This is a genomic window from Methylomicrobium lacus (genome assembly GCF_041897535.1).
Taxonomy (GTDB): domain Bacteria; phylum Pseudomonadota; class Gammaproteobacteria; order Methylococcales; family Methylomonadaceae; genus Methylomicrobium; species Methylomicrobium lacus_A.
Window position 1 is genome coordinate 1,482,813 of record NZ_CP169217.1, and the last position, 22,663, is coordinate 1,505,475.

General features: G+C 52.0%; 19 protein-coding genes. All 19 read right to left on the reverse strand.

Features of this window, described 5'->3' with window-relative positions:
- Window position 1 precedes the first annotated feature (1 nt).
- Window positions 2–586 carry a hypothetical protein gene (locus ACEPPP_RS06490; protein ID WP_374090223.1) on the reverse strand — a complete coding sequence of 195 codons (585 nt, stop codon included), beginning with the start codon at window positions 584–586 and terminating at the stop codon, window positions 2–4.
- Complete coding sequence (gene vioA / locus ACEPPP_RS06495; RefSeq protein WP_374090224.1) at window positions 586–1,791, reverse strand: dTDP-4-amino-4,6-dideoxy-D-glucose aminotransferase VioA; 1,206 nt, start codon at window positions 1,789–1,791, stop codon at window positions 586–588. Before vioA ends, ACEPPP_RS06490 begins: the two co-directional genes overlap by 1 nt.
- Before the next feature lie 204 nt (window positions 1,792–1,995).
- The gene (wecC, locus tag ACEPPP_RS06500; protein WP_374090225.1) at window positions 1,996–3,240 is read right to left on the reverse strand and encodes a UDP-N-acetyl-D-mannosamine dehydrogenase; all 1,245 of its coding nucleotides are present in this window, start codon (window positions 3,238–3,240) and stop codon (window positions 1,996–1,998) included.
- 47 nt (window positions 3,241–3,287) lie between these two features.
- On the reverse strand, window positions 3,288–4,412 hold the full coding sequence (wecB, locus tag ACEPPP_RS06505; protein WP_374090226.1) for a non-hydrolyzing UDP-N-acetylglucosamine 2-epimerase: 1,125 nt from the start codon (window positions 4,410–4,412) through the stop codon (window positions 3,288–3,290).
- A 235-nt stretch (window positions 4,413–4,647) separates the two neighbouring features.
- Complete coding sequence (locus tag ACEPPP_RS06510; protein ID WP_374090227.1) at window positions 4,648–5,382, reverse strand: hypothetical protein; 735 nt, start codon at window positions 5,380–5,382, stop codon at window positions 4,648–4,650.
- Entirely contained in the window at window positions 5,379–6,092 is a 714-nt protein-coding gene (locus tag ACEPPP_RS06515; RefSeq protein WP_374090228.1) for a tyrosine-protein phosphatase, read from the reverse strand. Before ACEPPP_RS06515 ends, ACEPPP_RS06510 begins: the two co-directional genes overlap by 4 nt.
- 328 nt (window positions 6,093–6,420) lie before the next feature.
- Entirely contained in the window at window positions 6,421–6,531 is a 111-nt protein-coding gene (locus tag ACEPPP_RS06520) for a hypothetical protein (protein ID WP_374090229.1), read from the reverse strand.
- A 37-nt stretch (window positions 6,532–6,568) separates the two neighbouring features.
- Window positions 6,569–6,991 carry a nucleotidyltransferase family protein gene (locus ACEPPP_RS06525; RefSeq protein WP_374090230.1) on the reverse strand — a complete coding sequence of 141 codons (423 nt, stop codon included), beginning with the start codon at window positions 6,989–6,991 and terminating at the stop codon, window positions 6,569–6,571.
- A 311-nt stretch (window positions 6,992–7,302) separates the two neighbouring features.
- Complete coding sequence (locus tag ACEPPP_RS06530; RefSeq protein ID WP_374090231.1) at window positions 7,303–9,525, reverse strand: GumC family protein; 2,223 nt, start codon at window positions 9,523–9,525, stop codon at window positions 7,303–7,305.
- A 59-nt stretch (window positions 9,526–9,584) separates the two neighbouring features.
- On the reverse strand, window positions 9,585–10,046 hold the full coding sequence (locus ACEPPP_RS06535) for a polysaccharide biosynthesis/export family protein (RefSeq protein ID WP_374090232.1): 462 nt from the start codon (window positions 10,044–10,046) through the stop codon (window positions 9,585–9,587).
- A gap of 103 nt (window positions 10,047–10,149) precedes the next feature.
- The gene (locus ACEPPP_RS06540; RefSeq protein ID WP_374090233.1) at window positions 10,150–11,448 is read right to left on the reverse strand and encodes an outer membrane beta-barrel protein; all 1,299 of its coding nucleotides are present in this window, start codon (window positions 11,446–11,448) and stop codon (window positions 10,150–10,152) included.
- Window positions 11,438–12,913: an O-antigen ligase family protein gene (locus ACEPPP_RS06545; protein WP_374090234.1), complete on the reverse strand. Its 1,476-nt coding sequence runs from the start codon at window positions 12,911–12,913 to the stop codon at window positions 11,438–11,440. The genes ACEPPP_RS06540 and ACEPPP_RS06545 overlap by 11 nt, the downstream gene beginning before the upstream one ends.
- A gap of 206 nt (window positions 12,914–13,119) precedes the next feature.
- Entirely contained in the window at window positions 13,120–13,401 is a 282-nt protein-coding gene (locus tag ACEPPP_RS06550; protein ID WP_374090235.1) for a hypothetical protein, read from the reverse strand.
- A gap of 210 nt (window positions 13,402–13,611) precedes the next feature.
- A complete protein-coding gene (locus ACEPPP_RS06555) occupies window positions 13,612–14,997 on the reverse strand; it encodes an undecaprenyl-phosphate glucose phosphotransferase (protein WP_374090236.1) in 1,386 nt (461 codons plus the stop codon).
- Between the two features lie 728 nt (window positions 14,998–15,725).
- On the reverse strand, window positions 15,726–17,807 hold the full coding sequence (gene pnp / locus ACEPPP_RS06560; protein ID WP_374090237.1) for a polyribonucleotide nucleotidyltransferase: 2,082 nt from the start codon (window positions 17,805–17,807) through the stop codon (window positions 15,726–15,728).
- 94 nt (window positions 17,808–17,901) lie between these two features.
- Window positions 17,902–18,171 carry a 30S ribosomal protein S15 gene (gene rpsO, locus ACEPPP_RS06565; RefSeq protein WP_374090238.1) on the reverse strand — a complete coding sequence of 90 codons (270 nt, stop codon included), beginning with the start codon at window positions 18,169–18,171 and terminating at the stop codon, window positions 17,902–17,904.
- Window positions 18,172–18,684: 513 nt separating this feature from the next.
- Window positions 18,685–19,587, reverse strand: coding sequence for a tRNA pseudouridine(55) synthase TruB (truB, locus tag ACEPPP_RS06570; RefSeq protein ID WP_374090239.1), 903 nt, complete (start codon window positions 19,585–19,587; stop codon window positions 18,685–18,687).
- Complete coding sequence (rbfA, locus tag ACEPPP_RS06575) at window positions 19,584–19,958, reverse strand: 30S ribosome-binding factor RbfA (protein WP_374090240.1); 375 nt, start codon at window positions 19,956–19,958, stop codon at window positions 19,584–19,586. The genes truB and rbfA overlap by 4 nt, the downstream gene beginning before the upstream one ends.
- A 6-nt stretch (window positions 19,959–19,964) precedes the next feature.
- Complete coding sequence (gene infB, locus ACEPPP_RS06580) at window positions 19,965–22,655, reverse strand: translation initiation factor IF-2 (protein WP_374090241.1); 2,691 nt, start codon at window positions 22,653–22,655, stop codon at window positions 19,965–19,967.
- Window positions 22,656–22,663 lie beyond the last annotated feature (8 nt).

The following is a 22,663-nucleotide window of genomic DNA, read 5'->3' on the forward strand; positions in this document are numbered from 1 at the left end:
GCTAATCATCCTCTGCATCATTATTTAAATTCGCAAGGAATGCTTTTTCCAGCTCAAGTAAATTGCGTTTGCGTTCTTTAATGAATTTCGCGGGAATTCCAGCATAAGTACCAAAAGCTTTACAGTCTTTCTGAATCAAACTAAGAGCACCCACAGCCGCACCATCCGCTATTATCACTCCTGGCAAGATAACGCTTCCGCTTCCAACAATTACGTGCTTTCCTATAAATACATCGTCATGCTTCACACCTGTATACTGTGCAGGCACCATAGGATTTGTCATGGTTGACCCCGTGTAATCGTCGCTACTGGAATAAATAGAAACACGCGAAGAGATATTGCAATAATCCGATAGGGTAATTTTCCCCGCACCAATCAGTGAAGAAAATACTGCAATATGAATATAGTTTCCTATCGTGATGCCGCCATTACCCGCAGAAAGAACACAAAAGTCGTCAATCCTCACATTGCTACCCAGCGAGATCTTTGCGCAGTTATAAAATGATGCTTTATCGGAAAGCATGACATTTTCACCTACCGAGGCGAAGCCCATGCTTTCTATTTTTGCACGACTCAATATAGCCATCAGTTATGAGCAATTACTTCAATAATGCGTTGCTGTTCATCCGGTGTAAGCGCAGGATAAATTGGCAGACACAATACTTTGGATGCCGCATTTGTGGCTACCGAAAGGTTTTCTTTATGCGCTGAAGGCATACCCCTATACATTGGAAAATCTGATATCAGCGGGTAGAAATAACGTCGGGCAAAGATATTTTTATCCTTAAACTTTTGGTATAGCTCTTCGCGACTGATTGGAAAATCTTTCTCTACCAAAATTGGAAAATAAGAATAGTTCTGCACTTTCTCGCCTGCATCCTGCAAGCAGCGAATTCCCTTCACATTCTTCAGTTTTTCTCGGTAAATCGAGTCGATTTCCTTACGCCGCGCAACGGCATGATCGATATGTTGCAGTTGCAACAGGCCGAAAGCCGCATTCAGCTCACTCATTTTGCCATTAATGCCGGGCGCCACTACCGTTAATTCATCCACAAAACCAAAGTTCTTTAAATGGTCAATGCGTTGTTTGGTCTTGGCATCCGGACATACAATGGCTCCCCCTTCGAAGGTATTAAATACCTTGGTAGCATGAAAGCTGAGTACCGACAGATCTCCATATTTGAGCACACTACCACTTTCGGTTTGTACGCCAAAGGCGTGAGCGGCATCGTAAATCACTTTAAGATTGTAAATGTCTGCAATTTTCTGAATCGCTTTCACATCACAGGGGTGTCCATAACAGTGAACCGGTAAAATAGCGGTCGTTTGCGGTGTTATGGCGGCCTCAATTTTTGCGGGGTCAAGATTGAGGGTGTTGGGATCAATATCCACAAACACAGGTTTGATGCCGTTCCATAATAGAGAATGCGCCGTTGCCACAAAAGAATATGGGGTAGTAATTACTTCACCAGTAATGCGCAGCGCCTGCAACGCTGTGACAAGGGCGATGGTTCCATTCGTAAACAAGGCTAGGTGTTCGACACCCAGGTATTCGCATAGAGCCTTTTCCAATTGCTGATGATAAGGCCCTCCATTAGTGAGGATTTTATTGTCCCAAATTTTTTCCAGATATGGAAAGAATTCCTCTAATGGTGGAAGATAAGGTTGCGTAACAAAGATATTATTGCTCGCACACCTGTCCTGCAACTCACTGATATCAACAACTAACTTGTCTTCTTCTATTAAAGACGAAGCTATATTTTCATTAATACTTTTATTAGGGGCATTCATTGTAGTTTCCATTAAGTTGTGTTTGGCTAATTTCTCTAAATGGTAAGCATCACGTCGTAATAGGCAGAGCGATCGAGTTTGACTATGTAAATTATCAACAGATAAACCTCATTCCCCCAAACGCAAACAACAATGATAGGCTGGATAATATTGGTTTACAGAGCATCTTTCTAAACACGATCTTCTATTACTAGAGACTTTTAATTACTCCCAGATACCTCTAGTGTCTATCGTTACGAAGCCAAGCATTCTTTCAGTTGCTATCTGTTTGAATTCCTTATGATCCACCAACAACAAAACGATGTCCGCATGAGACAAAGCGTCTTGCAATTCGACTTTGTTTGCCTTGCCTTTTAAAGAGGCAGGCAGCTCATCCACGTTAGGCTCAACCACCAGCAATTGGCCTACGTTTTTTTCAGCCAACATTTCAACAATCTCGACAGCCGGACTTTCCCGTAGGTCATCAATATCCGCTTTAAACGCTAAACCCAGACATGCAACAATCGGAGCTTTAAAGCGGTTGGCCGCTTTGATGACTTTATCGACTACGTAATGAGGTTTACCGTCATTGACTTCACGGGCGGTTTTGATCAGTCTTGCGTTCTCCGGATCCGAACTGACGATAAACCAAGGGTCCACCGCGATACAGTGGCCGCCTACACCGGGGCCCGGTCTTAAGATATTAACGCGCGGATGACGGTTGGCCAACGTTATAAGCTCCCATACGTTGATTTTCAGCGTGTCGCAAATGATTGAAAGCTCGTTGGCGAAAGCGATATTGACATCCCGGAATGAATTTTCCACCAGTTTTGCCATTTCCGCCGTTTTGGCATTGGTAGTCAAACAATCGCCCTTTACGAAAACTTTATAGAGGGATACCGCTTTTTGAGCGCATTTTTCAGTGAGTCCACCGACAACACGATCATTTGATACCAGTTCTTGAAGTACATAGCCGGGGAGAACACGCTCCGGGCAATAAGCTACGCTAATATCGGTATCTTCAGAGCCGTTCAACGGAAAGGTGAGATCAGGTCGGGCAGACGCCAGCCATGCGGTGAGTTTTTCGGTGGCTCCTACGGGAGAGGTTGACTCAAGTATGACCAGATTGCCTTTTTCCAATACCGGTGCGATAGCTTTCGCTGCTGCTTCGATATAGGAGAGGTCAGGTTGATGATTTTCACCGAATGGAGTCGGAACAGCGATAATAAAAGCGTCGGCAGCTTCCGGCGTAGTGGTTGCTCTCAGCTTTCCTGTTTGGACGGCGCTTCTTACAACAATATCGAGGTCAGGTTCTACAATGTGTACTTTCCCTTGGTTGATCGTATCGACTGCGTGCTGACTTATGTCCACACCAATAACATCGATTCCACGCGAAGCAATAATCGCGGCCGTGGGTAAGCCGATATAACCTAATCCTACAACAGATATTGTTTTGAAATGCATTATCATTTGGCCTTTCCTGGTTTACGTTGGTGAAGTTTATTGCTGTTCCGTTTTTAGAAATTACTGAGAGCTTCTACAATTCTTTTGCAGGCTAGGCCATCGCCGTATGGGTTCATCGCTTTTGACATAGTTTGATAGCTTGTATCGTTTTGCATAAGGTCATCAATTTCCGCAACGATGGTGTCTATATCGGTGCCAACCAATTTTACCGTCCCTGCTTTTACCGCCTCCGGCCTTTCCGTGGTATTGCGCATAACCAAAACCGGCTTACCCAAAGAAGGTGCTTCTTCCTGAATTCCTCCGGAGTCTGTCAGAATTAAATAAGCCTGGTTCATCAAATAAACAAAAGGCAAATAGTCCAACGGTTCTATCAAATAGATATTTTCAGTACCGGTGAGTAAGCGATTGACGGGTTCGCGTACATTGGGATTAAGGTGAACTGGGTAAATGATCTGACAATCAGGATATTTTAAAGCGACCATTTTGAGCGCTTTGCAGATATTTTCAAAACCGCTACCGAAAGATTCCCGCCGGTGGCCCGTCACCAGAATTATCCTCCGTTCCGAGTTTAGAAACGGGAAGTGTTTTGCCAGCTTCGCCGATTCGCTTTCCGACTGCTCCAATTTGGCCACAACCCATTGCAGTGCATCGATTACGGTATTTCCGGTTATCTGTACGACTTCGGGCTTTATGCCTTCGCTAATAAGATTATGACGAGAAAGCTCCGTCGGTGTGAAATGAATGGCGGCTAGTGCTCCGGTTAATTTTCGGTTGGCTTCCTCAGGCCAAGGCGAATAAAGATTACCCGTTCTTAACCCCGCTTCTACGTGCCCGACCGGGATCTGTTCATAGAAGGCCCCTAACGTGGTAGCAAACGTTGTCGTGGTATCGCCATGAACCAGCACAATATCCGGTTTGAAATCCCGTAGGACCGTTTTGATGTTATTCAGAATGCCTGTTGTGACATCATAAAGGTCCTGCCCCGGCTTCATGATGTTCAGATCGTATTCCGGAGTGATTTCGAATAAATCAAGCACTTGGTCCAGCATTTCCCGATGCTGGGCCGTCACACATACCCGACTATCCCATGACTCTTTTTCCAGCGCCTTTACTAGCGGAGCCATTTTGATGGCTTCCGGCCTGGTACCAAATACCGTGAGAATTTTATTTATTGCCATGTCGATTGTTTTTCTTGTTGATTACTGGGCCTATCTAATAAAAGGCATAAAATAAGGTTGCTGGTTAGCTCAAAGCATGCCCTTATACACAAATACCGTCATACCCGCCGGGAAGCGGGTATCCAGGGCCAGGGAAGGCAAGCCCGATACGTCCATGTAGCCTGGATTCCGGCAATCCCTGCCGGAATGACGAAGTTGTGTATAAAGGTATGAGCCCAAAGATAACCGCCAAAAATTAAGGACAATAACTATGTAATTGGCTTTGTGTCATACTCATGCTATTTTTTTCACAGGCTTGAGAAAAATTGGCATGGGACAACACTTTTTTTGCATCATAAACCTTGCGGTGGTTTATTTGATCCATCGCCAATGTTTGTTCGATGGCCTGCAATACCTGCAAACGAGCCGTATCCTGCAAGCTTGGCCATAAATTCAAGCCCAGTATTGCCACGCCGTATTGAATAGACTGCTCCCAAGGCGCCAAATACACAGCCCGTTCCATACCGCCTGTCAGCTCATTATCGAATTGTTTTAATAAAACCTTGCTAATCACCAATTTATTCCAGAGATAAGGCCAGGAAGGCGTTAAGCGCAAGCCGCGGCGGGCATAGTTTAGGGCTTCAAGCGCATTATCATGCCAAGCTAGCTCCTGGATAAGGGGATTTCTGCGAAACTCCAAGGAATCCAACCTCTGGTAAAAAGCTTCCGCCAACTCGAAGTATCGCGCATAAGCGGGGCGCAACTCCAGAGTCCGTTCCAGGTGCTGACGGGCCTGACGCCACTGTTTTGCGTTTTGGTTGGACGCATTTTTTTTCCCGGCGTCCAGGTGATGGCTAACTTGTGTTGCGTATACGTCCGCCAAAGACCAGCGCAGGGCGATATTGGCCAGGATGAGCAATGCCAGAATCGCAGGCAGGTACAAAAGGGCCTGTAACGCAGGCATCGAGCCGAAATGGCGGGCAAGGGTCATGACAACATCGCCTCGGCATTTCCACTGAACAGAGCATGTACCTTATCAGCGCCGATGATAGGCAATAACATACCATATGCGGCTTTCAGGGTTGGCCGGCGCCTATGCATATTATGGGCATCGGTCGCAATCAAGGTGGCCATGTCATTGCGGATGAAAAAATGCGCCACTTTTTGCGGGATTTCGCCGAACAATCCGGTCACCGAATCCGCGGTGATTTGCAGCAGACAGCCTTTATTGACAAAGGGGGCGATTTTTTCCGGCTGGCGCATAACGCTCTGGTTGCGCTCCGGATGGGCAATGACCGGAAGTATATCGCGCCCGATCAGCCAGTCGATCAGTTTGTCCGCGCCGATCGGGATCTGGTCGTGTGGGAACTCCAACAATATCAGCCGCATGCCCTGCCAACGGCCGAGAAAAGGAATTTTTCCTTGATTAATCATGTTAGGCAACTCGGCGCACACCCTGACTTCGGCCGCCATGCCGACCTGCAACGGGATATTCTCGGTCGCCAATTGTTCCTGGAATGCTTCGAATGTTCCCCGAATATTATCTATGTCGTTGTCGTAACACCCCGGTTGGATATGCGGGGTGAGCACACAGCGGCTTGTTCCTTGTTCAACCGCAAAACGCGCCATCTCCAGCGATTGCTCCATGGTTTTGGGGCCGTCGTCGATGCCGGGTAACATGTGGCAGTGCAGATCGATCATGGGTTAGGTTTTAATTGTCCGGTGGATAAATTTATCGGGTACATGTTATTTTTCTCGCTTCCAAACTCCGGCTTTACTGCTATCAAGTTAGGGTAGAAAATCTTTATAAAATCCCCCTTAGTCCCATACCCTTATACACAAGTCCGTCATTCCGGCATGGATTGCCGGAATCCAGGCTACAGGGACGTGTCGAACTTACCATCCATGGCCCTGAATACCCGCTTCCCGGCGGGTATGACGACAATTGTGTATAACGGTATGCCTTAGCCCCCCTTTTTCAAAGGGGGAAGGGCATCGCTTCCCTTTTTACAATTGGCCTATGAGAAGTTCACTTCTCGAGTTCGGCGGCAATGACTTTAGCGAATTCCGTGAAATCATCGAGGTGCTGGCTAGCAATCGCATGCACGATAATCCAATCGATGGCCTCATAGTTATGCACGGCAATATTCCGAAAAAGGATTCCAGTTTTTGTTCGATTACTTCCCGATCCAAGCTTTTCTCCTATCGGCCAGGATTCGGTTGCGATAAGGCATAAAATCTGCTTGCTCGAAAAGATGTTTGCGGATCAGATCACCGTAACGGGTATCGTTACCGATAAGCCTTTTGCCGTGCCGAAGAATCTGCCCCAGAAGCGGCTCACCGACGAACTGCAGATCCACCAAGTCGATAGGTCGGCCGGTGGCTGCCGCCAAATCGCCGATCAACTGCATTTTTTCGGCGGCGTCGAGCGGGTGCCCCGCATCCACCGCCACGTCAAGATCACTCTCTGCGCGTGCAGTGCCGGACGCCAACGAACCGAACAAAATGGCTAGCCTAACCCCCTCCTGTTTGGCAAGGACGGCCTGGAGGGCTTGCTTGAGCTCCAAGCTCTGCGATGCCTGACGCAACTTATTATTCATGTTATCTTAATGACGATATGGTGTTTCAGTCGGATTCTACATTTTCCATGCAGGGAAATCATTATTATCCATGCCCTATATGACATTAACATCGTATCCGCAGCTTCAATACAAGGGCAATCGCGCTCATCGTTATACACCAGTGTCGTCATACCCGCCGGGAAGCGGGTATCCAGGGCCAGGGATGGCAAGTCCGATACGTCCCTGTAGCCTGGATTCCGGCAATCCCTGCCGGAATGACGAAGTTGTGTATAAAGGTATGCCCTTCTCCCTCCGGGAGAGGGTGCTAACCAACCATCAAAACTGCAGCATCAAGAGGTGCCGGTCTCATCGGCGCCATACGCCGTTTGGTAATAGTAATAACCGCTGTATTCGCCGCGTCCATAACGCTTGCTCTTTTCGACATCCATTTGGGTCAGCACGACACCCGCCAACGGCGCGCCAAACCGTTCGAGCGTTCTGAGTCCGTCCTTTACCGCCTTTATCGATGTCGAATCGGCTTTGATCGCATAGATGACCGAGCGCACGTGTTGCGCCAGCCATTGCGCATCGCTGACCGCATGTACCGGCGGCGAGTCGATCAGAATCAGGCTGTAGCGTTTTTCCAGTTCATCCAATAATTCGGCAAACGACCTGGAAGCCAAGAGCTCCAGGGGATTAGGCGGCGGCATACCGGCCGGCAACACATCCAACGCCAATCCCGGCACGGAGTGTAAGCACTCATCCAGCTTGGCATGGAGCGCCAACGCATGCGTAAGACCTGGCGCTCTGGGAGGCAGTTGAAAGCGCTTTGCCAACTGCGGTTTGCGCAAATCGGCTTCAATCAGCAAGACCCGTTTGTCGCCATTATCCAGTTGCGCAAGCGATTGAGCCAAATTCATCGACAGCGTGGACTTACCTTCCCCCGGAAATGATGATGTGATCATCCAGATGTTATGCGGGCTATCCAACGCGGACAACACCAACCCCGTCCTTACCGTGCGCACGGCTTCGGCAAACACACCGCGCGGTTCATGCACAACTATTTGCCCCAATTCTTCCGGTTTGTTGCGCAGGCGGTCGAGCAACGGAATCGCGCCGAGGAACGGCTGGCCAAGTTTTCTTTCGATATCGTCCGGCGATTTGAAGGTCGAATCCAGAAAGTCCAGCAGGAGGGCGATCAGCACGCCCAGAAACAGCATCCCCACAAAGGTCAATGCCACAATCAGCTTCTTCTTGGGCTTGACCGGATCGATCGGAATGCTGGCCTTATCGATAAAACGGATATTGGCCGAGCCGAGTTCGGCGGCTTCATTCGCTTCCTTGAAACGGTCGATAAAGGTCTCGTACAGCTTCTTGTTGGAGTCCACTTCGCGCTGCAATTCGCTCAAGCGGCCTTGCTTGCTGCCAATTTTCTGCACCTGCGCCTTGTTGTTTTCTATGCTGGAGAGAATCGCTTGCTCATTGGCCCTGGTGATTTCATAACGGCTCTTGATGCTGGATACGATACTCGCCAGTTGTTTTTCGAGCAGCGCGCGAATGGCCTCGTGCTCGGAGCGAACGGCCACCATCGCCGGGTGTTCCGGCCCATAGCGTTCGGCGAAATCCGATTCCTTGCCGGCCAGTTCGGCTTCCTTGTTCTTTAGATCCTGGATCACCCGATCCTGCAGGACTTCGGGAATTTGATCGATCCGATTGCCCGCCTTGATTTTGTTATAGGTGCTCTCCGCTTCGATACGCGCCTGGCGCACAGTAGCGAGGGTTTCGGTATTTTTTTCTATTTCCTTGGCGCTCAACGTCAGCACGCCCTCCAAATCGACCAGATGCTCCTTGGCCAGATAGGCCTGCAAGCGGTTTTCGGATTCGGTCAGTTTGTCCTTTAACGTTTGCAAACGGTCGGAAAGCCATTCCGCGGATTTGCGTGTCGCCTCCATGCGCGCTTCCAGGCCGCTTTCGATGAAAGCCTCGCCGAGCGTATTCACCACATCGCGCGCCAGCTTCGGGTCCTTGGCGTCGAAGCTGACGTCGACCAACTGCGTTTTTGGGCGCGGTTTCACGGTCAGCCGTTCAAGAAACTCCTTAAGCAACTGCTCCTCGGCCTTTAACGCCTCATCGGCCTCGGCGCTATCCGGTTTGCCCGGAGCCAGGGCAGGCAGCATCGCCAGCCATTCCTGCCAAAACGGCGGACTCTCGTCTTCCGGCTTCTCCTCGTTGAATTCGGGATGGATGGCAAGTTTCATGCGTTGGATGACTTTGCGCGCCAAATCGGGGGATTTGATAATTTCAAACTGGGTTTGAAAATATTCGGCACGGCTCGTATCCATCGAATAAACGTCTTCGATCGAAAGCAAACTGGCCTGCTTGCTCTCCACCAGCAGCGTTGCGGAGGACCGATAGACCGGCTTCATCGTAAAAACGAAAAGCCCCGCCAGTACCGTCGCCACCAAAGCCAACAGCACTATCCGCCATTGGTATTGACGCACGACGTTCCAATAATGGCGCAGATCTATGCTGTCTTCTTCAAGAAAATCTTCATCCTGCGAGAATCTATCCATTCTCAAGCTTTGCTCAGGCATGGCGGTGCGCGCTGTCGCTCTCAGTTTTAAATCATTCATCAGAAAAAGCTCTCCTCGACGATCACGATGTCGCCCGGAGCGATAGGCGCATCCAACTCGACTTCGATGCCCTGGCGTTTCACGTCTTTTTCCCGTTCGAGCTGAACGCTGGATTGCGAAGCGCGCTCGGTAAAACCGCCGGCTATCGAGATGGCTTTTTGCACGGTCAGCCCCGGCATATAGGGAAACGCCCCCGGTTTATTGACTTCGCCGTTTACGAAAAACTCGCGATACTCCAGAACCGACACGTTGACATGCGGATCTTTCAGATAGCGTCCGCTGAGGCCTTGCGTGATTTTGTCCTTGAGTTTGCCCACCGTTAAGCCCTTCACGTTCATTTCACCCAGAAAAGGGAAGATGATGGTGCCGGCGTCGGTCAACTTGGCCTCCAAGGTCAGATCGGGCTCGCGAAACACCGTAATCACGATTTTGTCGCCCGCGCCCAGCTCGTAGTTGGACATTAATCCGTTTTCAACAGGCGTCTCCTCAGCCGCATTCGCGACAGCCGATAGGAGTAACGCAAAATATAAAAATAAAATTTTGTTCATGAATGTTTTTGTCGCTTCAATACCATGAAGTCCAAGGGGTTCTGGCGTCGTCGGAAATGCGCGGGTTGCCGGTGATATAAAGCATCACCACATTTTGATTAAAATCGTACCTCGCGTCCTCCGACTTTAGGCTCCTGTAGCTGTAATTGATGCCGATGCCCAGCCAGCGCCGAAGGCCATAGTTCAAGTCGACGCCAAAAGACGTATAATCATCCTGCCGTTTGATCCCCAGGTTGTCCGCGTTTTCGCGCGAACCGAACAGTTGGGTCTTTACGCGCGGAGTCCAGTCGTGCGTCCAGTCCACCCGATAGCGATCCGATGCACGCAAGTTGTCACTCGCAACCGATGGGCTCACGTCGCGAGCGATGCTCAAGTTCAAACGCGAATAAGTCAAAGGAGACCAACTGGCGGAAAGATCCCATGTCACATCGTCATATTTCTCGGATTTTGAGTTGTCGAACTCCTGCCGCAAATACCCGACCCGCGCACCGACTTGGGTCTTGGCCGAGTACCGCCAGGTGCCGCCGAACAGAAAACGCTGTTTCAGGCTATCAAAACCCGACACAGCGCCCTGTCTGTGCTTGATCAATTGATTTTCAACCTGTGCCTGCAAAGTGGTCTTTGGCGCTACCCGGAAATAAAAGCCGGGCGTCACCTCAAACAGTGTTCTATCCTGTCTCGCCGTAAACTCGCGGTTATTTTGGAACGTATAGTCCTGGGCATTGAACTGCAACTCCAGATTGCCTTTGGCTTCGGCCCTGCCGTAACGATAGCTCGCATCGACGCTATGCAGATGGTATTGATCGGGTCCGGACCGCCCTGTTGCGCTAAGCGCATCGATTCCGTTCTGCCCTGTTGGAACGGGCAGCCCTGTGGGACTTATCAAATCTCTTCCCAGGAAAACCCCTCTCTGGTAATGGCTATCCAGATAACCCAGATTCACATCCAGCCGATTGCGGCTGGTAAACTCAATATGCGAAGTTCCTCCCACGAAATGATCGATATAGTCGTCTTGCGGGCTGTTATGGTACTGGGAGCTTTGCAGGGTATAAGTCACGGCGTAGCGGTTCAATTGCCTTTCCAGCGCAAGCTGCCCTCCCGCGTGAAATTGCGTCAGCAAGGAGTCTCTTTGGAATCTATTCTGCTGAAATATGTTGTCATTATAGGATTCCGCCGCTTCGAAAATCGGCGCGAATTCAAAGGGTCCGGCCGGAATGATGACCGGATCTTTCCTGATATCCAGTTCTTCCGCGGCCCATGTCGGGCTACAACAAAGCAGCAAGCTCCAGGCGAACTTGCGATGACTAATGCGCATACTCTTCGAGTGAGTTTACAGGACGATGGCTAAGGGCTTGCCGGGCAACCTGCGGCAACACCAGCAACGTCAAAAACAACAGGATGTTGGCGGGTATCTGTAAATTGAAATCCACCGTGGAATGGATCAGCAGGCTGACCGTGCCCATGATCGACGCAAAGCCTATGCCGCTCAGCAATCTTGAGTCGTTGCTCCGCAAAAGCTTCCAAGCATTCACCAAGCCGAGCATCACCAAACCCGCCAGCGGAATACAGCCGACAAGCCCCAGCTCGACCAAAATTTGAAGATAATCATTGTGGGCATAATCGTAAAAACCGCCGGTAAACTGGCTGTATTTGGGGAAAACATAAGCGAACGTGCCCGCCCCTGTTCCGGCCAGCCAAAAATCGGGAATCATCCGCATTACCGATTGCGCGACTTCATCCCGGGTTTCATGGTCGATGCCGGTGCTTTCGATTCTGTCCACGACTTTGCTCAGATCAAACCATGTGCCCAATAAAGCAATATCCACCGCGACAATACTGAGTATGATCACAACAAACCCAGTACGGCGAAACTGCCGGGTCGATAAAAAGGCAATCGCCGAAGTAATCAACAGCGCATTAAAAAAGCCCGCATTACCCATTCGGGAATGGGTCAGCAATAGCCCTATCACCATCACGACCAACAGGCCGCGTAAGATGGCAATCGGGCTCAACAAGGTTTGCAGGATATAGGTCAGAATTCCGCGCCAATGCCGGCGAACCTGGCCCGATCCTTTGCGCGAACCCAACAGCAAGCCGATGCCGATTGGCAACGTCATTTCCAGATAGCCGGCCAAATGATTCCGGTTCACGAAGGTACCGGTCGCATTGCCAATATAAGCGTCTTTTGGCACTAAAAACAAATATTCCATGCCGGTTAATGTCATCATGCTGCCATAAAACGCTTGAAACACGCCTGTCAAAACCAGCATGTAGCAAAATTGGACCAGCCGCTTCCGGCTATTGATCAATGCATGCATCAACACAACCATCGCCAAACACCCCAAGGTGAGCATGGCTCTATCGAGGGTTTTTCCGGGCTCCAATGAAATGGGAAAGGCGTTCTCTGCATGACCGGGCTCTAAAACGTTCAGCGCCGAGGTATAAATTTCCAGCGTAGCCGGAGAGAGAATTTCCATCCAGCCGGCCGGCAGTTCAACTGCCCCCTGGAACCCCATCCAAAAAGCGGCAAAGATTAACAGAAAGCTATCCCAATGGACAGGCTGTCTCTGTTTTTTTGCCGGCTCCATCAGGGCTCTGTGCCATTGCACAAGCAAATATCCGGCCAGCAGAACCATGGCTACCGCCGACAAGGCCAGAAATGCCCACCCCCGGTTACCGCCCAAGGGCAAAGGGGATACGACAAATACCCCTAAAAAACCTACATAAATGGAACGTTCCAGCCAGCGAAAAAATCCTGATAACGACGAGAATCCATTCATCTGCAATTAAGTCTGTATTCTTTCAAAATGCGTATTCAATTTAAAATCGTGTTTCCTCGTTCCCACACGCTGCGTGGGAATGCAGCCACGACGCGCTCGCTTCGCGAGACGGGACGCCGGCGCGTCCGCTCTGGATTCCCACGTGGCACGTGGGAACCAGAAAAATAAATTCAGACGGAGCTTGCCTTAACCAAACCCACTAATGGCTAGCAAGGAGAAACGTTTCCCCGGCAGTGACCGGGATTTCCGTCATCACCGTGGCCGCCGCCATGATCGTCGTCACCGCCATTACCTTTGCCGTTGCCACCGCCATTACCGTTGCCGCCGCCATTGCCACGACGGGCATCAGCGGCATTAGTTACTTTCTCTATAGCGTTTTTCAAGCCCTTACCGCCCTCACCTGCATCCCTTCCTCGTTCTGCAAATGCCTGACCGCTAGCCATCAAAATAAACAGCACCGAAATCGAAACTATCGTCTTCTTCGTCATAGGTTATATCCAAAAATGTTATGCCTAGACCCGCGCTTGACTGCAGCGCAAGGCGTATAAAGGCACCAACATAAACTAAGCTTCCAGGCGATTTGTCTTGGCAAGAGCTTGCGAGAACTCTTCCGGCGTTATCCAAAGCGTCAAGTTATTTTATTTTCTGTCCATGAATCAATAACGAGGAAAGCCGCAGCCGATAGAAAAACAACTTTCCTAATGTGCGTTGGTGGTTTTAAGCACGACGCCAAACGTCCGGATGATGATCAAGATATCCAATAACAATGACCAATTCTTCAGGTATTCCAGATCATACTCGACTCTTTTTTCCATTTTCTCGAGCGTTTCCGTTTCTCCTCGCAATCCATGCACTTGCGCCCAACCGGTAATACCTGGTTTGACTTTATGCCGCAACATGTAACCCTGAATGAGCTTTCTATATTCCTCATTATGTGCCACGGCATGCGGCCTAGGCCCCACGATGCTCATATCGCCTTTGAGCACATTAAAAAACTGCGGAAGTTCATCCAAGGATGTCTTTCTTAGAAATGCGCCAAAAGGATAAATCCGGGAATCGCCCTTAGTTGCCTGTTGTATGTTCGAGCCATTCTCGCATACGTTCATCGTCCTGAATTTGTAGACTTTGATTTCTCTTCCATCGAGACCGTATCTTGATTGCTTAAAGAGTATCGGCCCTGGCGATGATAGTTTAATAACGCATGCGATAAGCAATAATACCGGAGAGATGAATAACAAAATGAATACTGAAGCACAAAAATCGAATGAGCACTTCCAAATCGCATTCAGATGGTGAATCGGGCTTTCCAATAACGATACGACAGGGATATTGTGAATGGAATCAACACGCGACTGAATCAAATTAAAACTCAGTATGTCCGGCACAAAATATATCGAAGCCGTGGTGTCGCGCAATTCCTCCAGCAAACTGGCGATTCGATCTTCATATTTGATCGGCAAGGCAATAAAAACGACCTGGATGCCATTCTCCTTGACATAGTGCAAAACCCTATCGAGCCCGCCTAAAAGCCTTTCCTTGCAGTCTGGCCAAATCCGGTCTTGTTCGCGCGAATCTAAAAATCCTTCGACCTGTATCAGCAGGCTGGGGTCATTTTGGACTTCCCTGCTGAGTTGATAACCCACCTCCGTGGCCCCCACTATCACGCATTTGCGTATTTTGGTTTTCTGGTGCTGCCTTTTCAGCCATGCATGAAACAATCCATGGGCAACCAATAAAAACAGCGGCACGGACAGCAGCCAAAACATCACGACATACTTTGCCACGTGCTCGGAAAACTCGGTGTTCAAAAACAGCGCATAAATCAGCAAGATAAACACCCCGCTGCCCAGCAGAACGGCGGAAATATACGCATAAACGTTGCTTTCACGAAAATCGAGCAACGGCCTGAGCATTTGCGAAACAATCGAAGAAAACAAAATCGCCGCTATGAATAGGATGGACTGATAGCCATCCCAAGGAACCTGATAAAAATGAATAAAGACAAGAAAGCTCAACCCACAGACGGACGGATCTATTATTCTTTTAGCTAAAGCGATGATCGGTGGTTCAGATAGAATTTTCATAGCTGCCATCCCTTTTAAATTCAACAATCAGCCTAACATGCATAAGGAGTTTTCAACACAACCGACAATCATGGCCGCCCCGAAAGCGGCCCAAACTCAATAGATTCCCTATCTGTTCGGTCAAGCCCCTCAATAAACCCCACCACTAGGGCACCCTATGGAGAGAAGGATAATCTAGCGATTCCGCCCGCAATGAATCCGCCGGTTCATGAGCATAATCAAGTTATCCAAATTCTCCCTGAATAAAACTTTTCCCTGTAAAAAACAAGAACTTTACTTTATCGATGTTTTAATGAAAAAGATCCGGCAATTGCAAAACCTTATTCATTTTTTTTAAGCAACAAAGAAATTAAATGTTGGCGCTGTTAATTTGTAGTAAACAAATATTATATTTGCTATTCGTTACAAAATTTTGACTGTCATACAACCGATACAAAATCATCGGCGCTTTTAAGCGAGACAAAGAAAAAACCGATTTATATCCTGAAAGAATTCATCATAGCCGCATCGCTCTCATTTTTTGAAAACGACTACATATTCTACTCGAAAAGAATTATTACTGAAGTTTTCTGGCGCCCCTGACTGCAGAGACCGGCGATCTGCAAAAATATTGATTGAAGCAGAATTATACCCATGAATAGTTAAAATAATATTAAGCAATTGGCAGTTTTGAATAAAAAAAAGGGCCTTGCGGCCCTTTCTTCAATACCCGAGAATTCCAAGAAAGATTATTCTTCTTTCTCGGCCTCTTTCATGCTGAGCCGGACACGTCCCTGGCGGTCGATCTCCAGCACTTTCACTCTGACCACATCGCCTTCGGCCAGCTTGTCGCTGACCTTGTCGACATGCTCGTTCGAGATTTGCGAGATGTGCACCAAGCCGTCCTTGCCGGGCAGGATCGTCACGAACGCGCCGAAGTCCATCAGGCGGACGACCTTGCCTTCGTAGATCTTGCCGACTTCGACTTCGGCGGTGATCTCTTCGATCAGGCGGCGCGCTTCTTCGCCGGCCGCCTTGTCGACAGAGGCGATCTTGACGACGCCGTCGTCGGTCAGATCGACGCTCGCGCCGGTGATTTCGGTGATGCCGCGGATCGTCGCGCCGCCCTTGCCGATCACTTCGCGAATCTTGCTCGGATCGATCTTGAAGGTGATGATGCGCGGCGCATAGTCGGACATGTGCTCGCGCGCGGTCGACAACACCTTGTTCATTTCGCCGAGGATGTGGATGCGGCCGGTCTTCGCTTGCGCCAGCGCGGTCTTCATGATCTCGGCGGTGATGCCGTCGATCTTGATGTCCATTTGCAGCGCGGTGATGCCGTCGGAAGTGCCCGCGACCTTGAAATCCATGTCGCCGAGGTGGTCTTCATCGCCCATGATGTCGGACAGGACCGCGAAATCGTCGCCTTCCTTGATCAGACCCATCGCGATGCCCGCCACCGGCGCCTTGATCGGCACGCCGGCGTCCATCAGCGCCAGACTGCTGCCGCAGACCGATGCCATCGAGCTGGAACCGTTCGATTCGGTGATTTCGGAGACGACGCGGATCACATACGGAAACTCTTCCATCACCGGCAATACCGCCAACACGCCGCGCTTCGCCAGGCGGCCGTGGCCGATCTCGCGGCGCTTCGGAGAGCCGACGAAGCCGGTTTCGCCGACGCTGAACGGCGGGAAGTTGTAGTGCAGCATGAACAGGTCTTTGTATTCGCCGGTCAGCGCGTCGATGATCTGTGCATCGCGCTGGGTGCCCAAGGTCGCAACGACCAGGGCCTGCGTTTCGCCGCGCGTGAACAAGGCCGAGCCGTGGGTTCTCGGCAATACGCCGGTCCGGATCGTGATCGGACGCACCGAGGCGAGTTCGCGGCCGTCGATGCGCCGCTTTTCGCTCAGGATCGCATGACGGACGATGTTGTATTCGAGATTTTCGATGATGTGTTTGATCGCATTCTCGGTATATTCGCCGAGTGCGGTAAATTTTTCGACCGCCGCGGTGCGGATCACCTTCAAACGGTCCTGCCGGACCAGTTTCTCGGCGATACGGTAGGCTTCCTTGATGCCTTCCTCGACTTCGGCGGTCACCAGGCGCACCAGTTCGGCATCGGCCTCGGGAGCGGTCCATTCGACCACGCCGGCGCCCGCCGCCGCCGCAAACTCATTGATCGCATTGATCGCGGTCTGCATGTGTTCGTGACCGAACAGCACCGCGCCGAGCATTTCTTCTTCGGTCAGGCAGTCGGCTTCGGATTCGACCATCAACACCGCGTTCGCGGTACCGGCGACCACCAGTTGCAGGCGCGATTCTTTCAACGCGGCCGGCGACGGGTTCAAAAGATATTGGCCGTCCTTGAAGCCCACACAGGCCGCGCCGACCGGGCCGTTGAACGGCAAGCCGGAAACCGCCAACGCCGCGGAGGCGCCAAGCAGGGCCGGAATTTCGGTATCGACTTCCGGATTCAGCGAGATCACGGTCGCGATGATCTGGACTTCATCGGTATAGCCTTCCGGGAACATCGGACGGATCGGCCGGTCGATCAGGCGCGAAATCAGCGTTTCCTGTTCGGACGGACGCCCTTCGCGCTTGAAAAAACCGCCGGGTATCTTGCCGGCCGCATAGGATTTTTCCTGATAATTCACCGTCAACGGAAAAAAGTCGTTGCCGCCTGTATCTTTTTTGCTAACGACGGTCACCAACAACGAGGTGCCTTCGACATCGATGATCACGGCGCCGTGGGCTTGGCGTGCGATTTCACCGGTTTCCAACGTGACAGTGCGATCACCGTACTGAAATTCTTTCCTGATAGGATTCACTATTAGGTTCCTTTGCGTAAATATTGTTTAGGTTGAAACGGGGGTAACGCTGAAACGCAAACGGCGCCGAACCGGCGCCGTTTGCAGTCTGGTCTTATTTGCGCAAACCGAGACGTTCGATCAGCGTGCGGTAGCGCTCGCCGTCTTTGTTTTTCAGATAATCGAGCAATTTGCGGCGTTGGTTGACCATCCGCAACAAACCACGACGGGAGTGGTTGTCTTTCTTGTGCGCGGCGAAGTGCGGCGTCAGGTGCTGGATGTGCGCGGTCAACAACGCGACCTGCACTTCCGGGGAGCCGGTATCGGTTTCGGACAGACGGTATTCTTCAACGATTTTTTTCTTTTGTTCCGCAGTAAATGGCATTTGTATTAAACCCTATTTGTTTAGATAATTAAAAAAAGCCCTGCTGGGCCGGTAAGACACCCATTTCCACGATAGGGGGTAGAGAATGGGTCAAACTTAGGTTCCCGCGCAGGCGCGGGGAAACATTACTTAGGGTTCCCACGCTCTGCGTCACTGCCATTAAGTTAAGAAAACCACGTCATTCCGGCAGGGAATGCCGGAATCCAGTCGCCAGGGATGGCGAGCTTTAATACATCCCTGTAGTCTGGATCCCGGCAATCCATGCCGGGATGACGGCTTAACTTAATGGCAGTGACGCTCTGCGTGGGAACCTGCCCGGGACGCTCCTGCGTCCCGAACCGCTGGAGCGGCTCAGGCTGCATTCCCACGCTGGAGCGTGGGAACGATGAAAAGTTGTTTTCAGCCGTAGGGCGGATAAGCATCGCGCATCCGCCGAGGTGGATGCGCTGCGCTTATCCACCCTACAGAGTTCTTTCATATTAAAATCTGCCAGCATAGCCCGGCAGAAACCGCTTATTCGGCCAAATTGAACAATCTGCAAGGGGCTAGTTTACCATCCATTCGCATTTCGCCCAAGCCTAAAAACGCGCCGGCATGGTACAGGCGCACCTGCCCTGCCCCGGACGATTCGGCATTAACCGCTTGTCCGTTTCTGATCCTGCCGGCATCGACATCCTGCAATTCGACCGCCGGCAGCGCCTGTAACGGCATATCGACATTCAGCAAACAGGCATCGAGTTGATCCGCGTCCATCGCGCGCAATTGTTCGATCGTGACCGCCTGGCCGAGATCGAACATGCCCGCCTGCAGGCGCCGCAGTTCTGCGACCGTCGCGCCGCAGCCGAAATGGGTTCCGATGTCTTCCGCGAGCGAGCGGATGTAGGTGCCTTTCGAACAGAACACTTCCAGCGTCAGCCGGTCGCCCTCGAAATCGAGCTGCCTCAGTGCGTAGATCGTGATCCGCCGCGCCTTGCGTTCGACCGTCTTGCCTTCGCGCGCCAGTTCGTACAGCTTCCTGCCGTTCAGTTTCAGCGCCGAGTACATCGGCGGCACCTGATCGAGCTCGCCGGTGAAGCGTTTGAGACAGTCATCGAGCATCGCCTGGCTGATCTCCGGCACCGGTTTCGTTTCCAGCACCGCGCCTTCGGCATCGCCGGTATCGGTCAACACGCCGAGCCGGATCACGACCCGGTAGCGCTTGTCGTCATCGAGCATCATGGCGGATACCTTGGTCGCCTCGCCGAAACACAAGGGCAATAGCCCCGTCGCCAAGGGATCGAGGCTGCCGGTATGACCGGCTTTCGCGGCATTCAGCAAGCGCTTGACTTCCTGCAAGGCCTGATTCGAAGATACGCCGAGGCGTTTATCCAGCAGCAATATGCCGTGCACATTGCGCCGGTTTGCGCGTTTGCTCATTCCTGCTCGGCGTCTGTGTCGGCCTTGTCGATGTCGCTCAGCAGTTCCGCGACGCGCATACCGGTATCGAACGAATCGTCGTAAAGAAAGCGCAGTTCCGAAATATGCCTGAGCCGCATCCGCTTCGCAAGCTCGTGCCGTATCACCGGCGCCAGCTGATTCAGCCATTTGACATGGTTCTTCTTGCCGTCGGCGTCCGCATTCAGCACCGTGAAATAGATTTTCGCGACCGCCAGATCCTTGGTCAGATCGACTTCATTGATCGTCACGAAGCCGAGCCTTGAGTCCTTCACGATCCGCTGCAGAATGAACGACAGTTCCTTCTGCATTTCGGATGACACGCGGGCGCTGCGCCCAAATTCTTTTGCCATGGCTATTTACAATACGCGTTTGACTTCGGTCCGTTCAAAGACTTCGATCTGGTCGCCGACTTTGACATCGTTATAGTTTTTGACGCCGATACCGCATTCCATGCCCATCTTGACTTCGCTCACGTCGTCCTTGAAGCGGCGCAGCGATTCGAGCTGGCCTTCATAGATCACCACGTTTTCGCGCAGCACGCGAATCGGCAGGTTGCGTTTGACGAAGCCTTCGACGACCATACAGCCGGCGACCGCGCCGAATTTCGGCGAGCGGAACACATCGCGGACCTCGGCCAAACCGACGATCTGCTCCTTGATTTCCGGCGCCAACATGCCGCTGATCGAGTTTTTGACTTCGTCGATCGCTTCGTAGATGACGCTGTAATAATGCAGGTCGATGCCCTTGTCCTCGATCAGCTTGCGCGCGGTCGCATCGGCACGGACATTGAAGCCGATCAGAATCGCGCCGGACGCCAATGCCAGGTTCGCGTCGCCTTCGTTGATGCCGCCGACGCCGCCATAGACCACCTTGACCTCGACTTCCGGCGTCGACAAGTCGACCAGGGAACTGCGCAGCGCTTCGAGACTGCCCTGCACGTCGGTCTTGATCACCAAGTTCAGGCTCGCGGTCTCGCCGGCGGTCATCCGGGAGAATACCTCGTCCAGCTTGGAAGCCTGTTGCGCCGCATGACGGGTGGTCCGCTTGCGTTCTTCACGGTGCTTGGCCAGGTCCTTGGCAATTCGTTCGTTCTGCACGACCAGGAACTCGTCGCCCGCATTCGGCGTGCCCGACAAGCCCAAAATTTCGACCGGCACCGAAGGACCGGCTTCCTTGATCGCTTTGCCGTTTTCGTTGAACATCGCCCGCACCCGGCCGTATTCTTGCCCGCAAAGCACCATCTGGCCGCTTTCGAGGGTGCCTCTTTGCACCAGGATGGTCGCGACCGCGCCGCGGCCCTTGTCCAGACGGGATTCGACCACGATACCGGAGGCCGGACCTTCGATCGGCGCTTTCAGTTCGAGAATTTCGGTTTGGACGATCAAGGCCTCGATCAAATCGTCGATGCCCTGGCCTGTCTTCGCCGAGATTTTCAGGAACTGCACGTCGCCGCCCCATTCTTCGGCCAGGACGTTGATCACCGACAACTCCTGCATCACCTTGTCGGGATTCGCGTCCGGCTTGTCCATCTTGTTCATCGCGACGATGATCGGCACATTCGCGGCGCGGGCATGTTCGACCGCTTCCTTCGTTTGCGGCATCACGCCGTCGTCGGCCGCGACCACCACGATGACCACGTCGGTCAGATCGGCGCCGCGCGCCCGCATCGCGGTAAACGCGGCATGGCCCGGCGTATCGAGGAAGGTGACCGAACCGTGGTCGGTTTTGACCTGATAGGCGCCGATGTGCTGGGTAATGCCGCCCGCTTCGCCGGCGGCAACCCGGGTTTTACGAATATAGTCGAGCAAGGAGGTCTTGCCGTGGTCGACATGACCCATGATCGTGACGATCGGCGCGCGCGGCAGTTCGGGGAAGGTTTCTTCCGCTTGCGCCTCGGCGAGCATCTCTCTTTCGAGATCGTCGTCGCTCTGCATGACCGCTTTGTGGCCCATCTCCTCGACCAGAATCACCGCGGTCTCCTGGTCGATGCTCTGATTGATCGTCGCCATGATGCCGAGCTTCATCAATTGCTTGATGACCAGAGCGACCTTCACGCTCATCTTGTTCGCGAGATCGGATACCAGGATCGTTTCGGGGATCGTGACTTCCTTCACGATCGGCGCGGACGGCATCTCGAACTGGTGCTTGCCTTCATGCGGAGCACTGGAACGCTGTTGCTGCTGCGGCGCCTTGCCGCCCTTTTTCTTCGGCCGGCGCGGCGCATCGCGGCCTTCGGTCAACAGACCGTCGTCGCGCTGCTTTTTGCGATGCAGGGTTTCCTGCTTCTGCTGGGCCTGCTGGCGGACTTTTTCGGCGGTGCGCTTGATCGATTCCTCGACCCTGAGCTCCTTTTCGGTCATCTTCTTTTTGACCTCTTCGGGCTCCTTCGCTTTGCCAGGCTTTTCGGCCTTGATCTTTTTAACTTCCTTGGCTTTGGCCGCTTCAAGCCGGACTACCGGCGCCAGTTCAAGTTCGAGCTCTTCTTCGGGCTCCGCCTGAACGGCGACGACCTCTTCCTCATATTCTTCCGGCACTTCAACGACCGGTTCCACTGTCGGCGCCTTTTGGGCTTCCACCGCTGGGACCGCTTCCGCGACCGGCTCGGCCGCCTTGACCGGCTGGGCTTGCTGCTCAACGACAACCGCCGCCTCCGCCGCTGTCACGACCGGTTTTTCTTCTGCCACCGGTTGCGATTGCGCCACGGTCTTCGGCTCGGCCGTTTCGGCAAGCTCGCGCTTGCTGATATAGGTTTTCTTTTTGCGGACTTCGACGCTGATCGTCTTGGTCGCCGTGCCCGGCACGCTCGCCTGCTTCATTTCGATCACCTTGCGCCGTTCCAGCGTCACGCGGCGGGGCGCGGCTTTCGACTCGCCCTCGTCCTTGCCGTGACGCTTGCGCAAATGCGTCAGAAGCTTCAATTTTTCATCTTCGCTGATCACGTCGTCCGGCGTAGTGGCCGATAAACCCGCTTCCTTCAACTGCTCCAATAATCTTTCCAGAGGTATTCTGACTACCTCGGCCAATTGCCGTACTGTTTGATCGCTCATTTGCCTAC

What these genes read in the sequence shown, in the direction of transcription:
- ACEPPP_RS06490 (WP_374090223.1), bottom strand. Translation starts at nt 586, where the DNA reads ATGGCTATATTGAGTCGTGCAAAAATAGAAAGCATGGGCTTCGCCTCG.
- vioA (WP_374090224.1), bottom strand. Translation starts at nt 1,791, where the DNA reads ATGAATGCCCCTAATAAAAGTATTAATGAAAATATAGCTTCGTCTTTA.
- wecC (WP_374090225.1), bottom strand. Translation starts at nt 3,240, where the DNA reads ATGATAATGCATTTCAAAACAATATCTGTTGTAGGATTAGGTTATATC.
- wecB (WP_374090226.1), bottom strand. Translation starts at nt 4,412, where the DNA reads ATGGCAATAAATAAAATTCTCACGGTATTTGGTACCAGGCCGGAAGCC.
- ACEPPP_RS06510 (WP_374090227.1), bottom strand. Translation starts at nt 5,382, where the DNA reads ATGACCCTTGCCCGCCATTTCGGCTCGATGCCTGCGTTACAGGCCCTT.
- ACEPPP_RS06515 (WP_374090228.1), bottom strand. Translation starts at nt 6,092, where the DNA reads ATGATCGATCTGCACTGCCACATGTTACCCGGCATCGACGACGGCCCC.
- ACEPPP_RS06525 (WP_374090230.1), bottom strand. Translation starts at nt 6,991, where the DNA reads ATGAATAATAAGTTGCGTCAGGCATCGCAGAGCTTGGAGCTCAAGCAA.
- ACEPPP_RS06530 (WP_374090231.1), bottom strand. Translation starts at nt 9,525, where the DNA reads ATGGATAGATTCTCGCAGGATGAAGATTTTCTTGAAGAAGACAGCATA.
- ACEPPP_RS06535 (WP_374090232.1), bottom strand. Translation starts at nt 10,046, where the DNA reads ATGTCCAACTACGAGCTGGGCGCGGGCGACAAAATCGTGATTACGGTG.
- ACEPPP_RS06540 (WP_374090233.1), bottom strand. Translation starts at nt 11,448, where the DNA reads ATGCGCATTAGTCATCGCAAGTTCGCCTGGAGCTTGCTGCTTTGTTGT.
- ACEPPP_RS06545 (WP_374090234.1), bottom strand. Translation starts at nt 12,913, where the DNA reads ATGAATGGATTCTCGTCGTTATCAGGATTTTTTCGCTGGCTGGAACGT.
- ACEPPP_RS06550 (WP_374090235.1), bottom strand. Translation starts at nt 13,401, where the DNA reads ATGACGAAGAAGACGATAGTTTCGATTTCGGTGCTGTTTATTTTGATG.
- ACEPPP_RS06555 (WP_374090236.1), bottom strand. Translation starts at nt 14,997, where the DNA reads ATGAAAATTCTATCTGAACCACCGATCATCGCTTTAGCTAAAAGAATA.
- rpsO (WP_374090238.1), bottom strand. Translation starts at nt 18,171, where the DNA reads ATGCCATTTACTGCGGAACAAAAGAAAAAAATCGTTGAAGAATACCGT.
- truB (WP_374090239.1), bottom strand. Translation starts at nt 19,587, where the DNA reads ATGAGCAAACGCGCAAACCGGCGCAATGTGCACGGCATATTGCTGCTG.
- rbfA (WP_374090240.1), bottom strand. Translation starts at nt 19,958, where the DNA reads ATGGCAAAAGAATTTGGGCGCAGCGCCCGCGTGTCATCCGAAATGCAG.
- infB (WP_374090241.1), bottom strand. Translation starts at nt 22,655, where the DNA reads ATGAGCGATCAAACAGTACGGCAATTGGCCGAGGTAGTCAGAATACCT.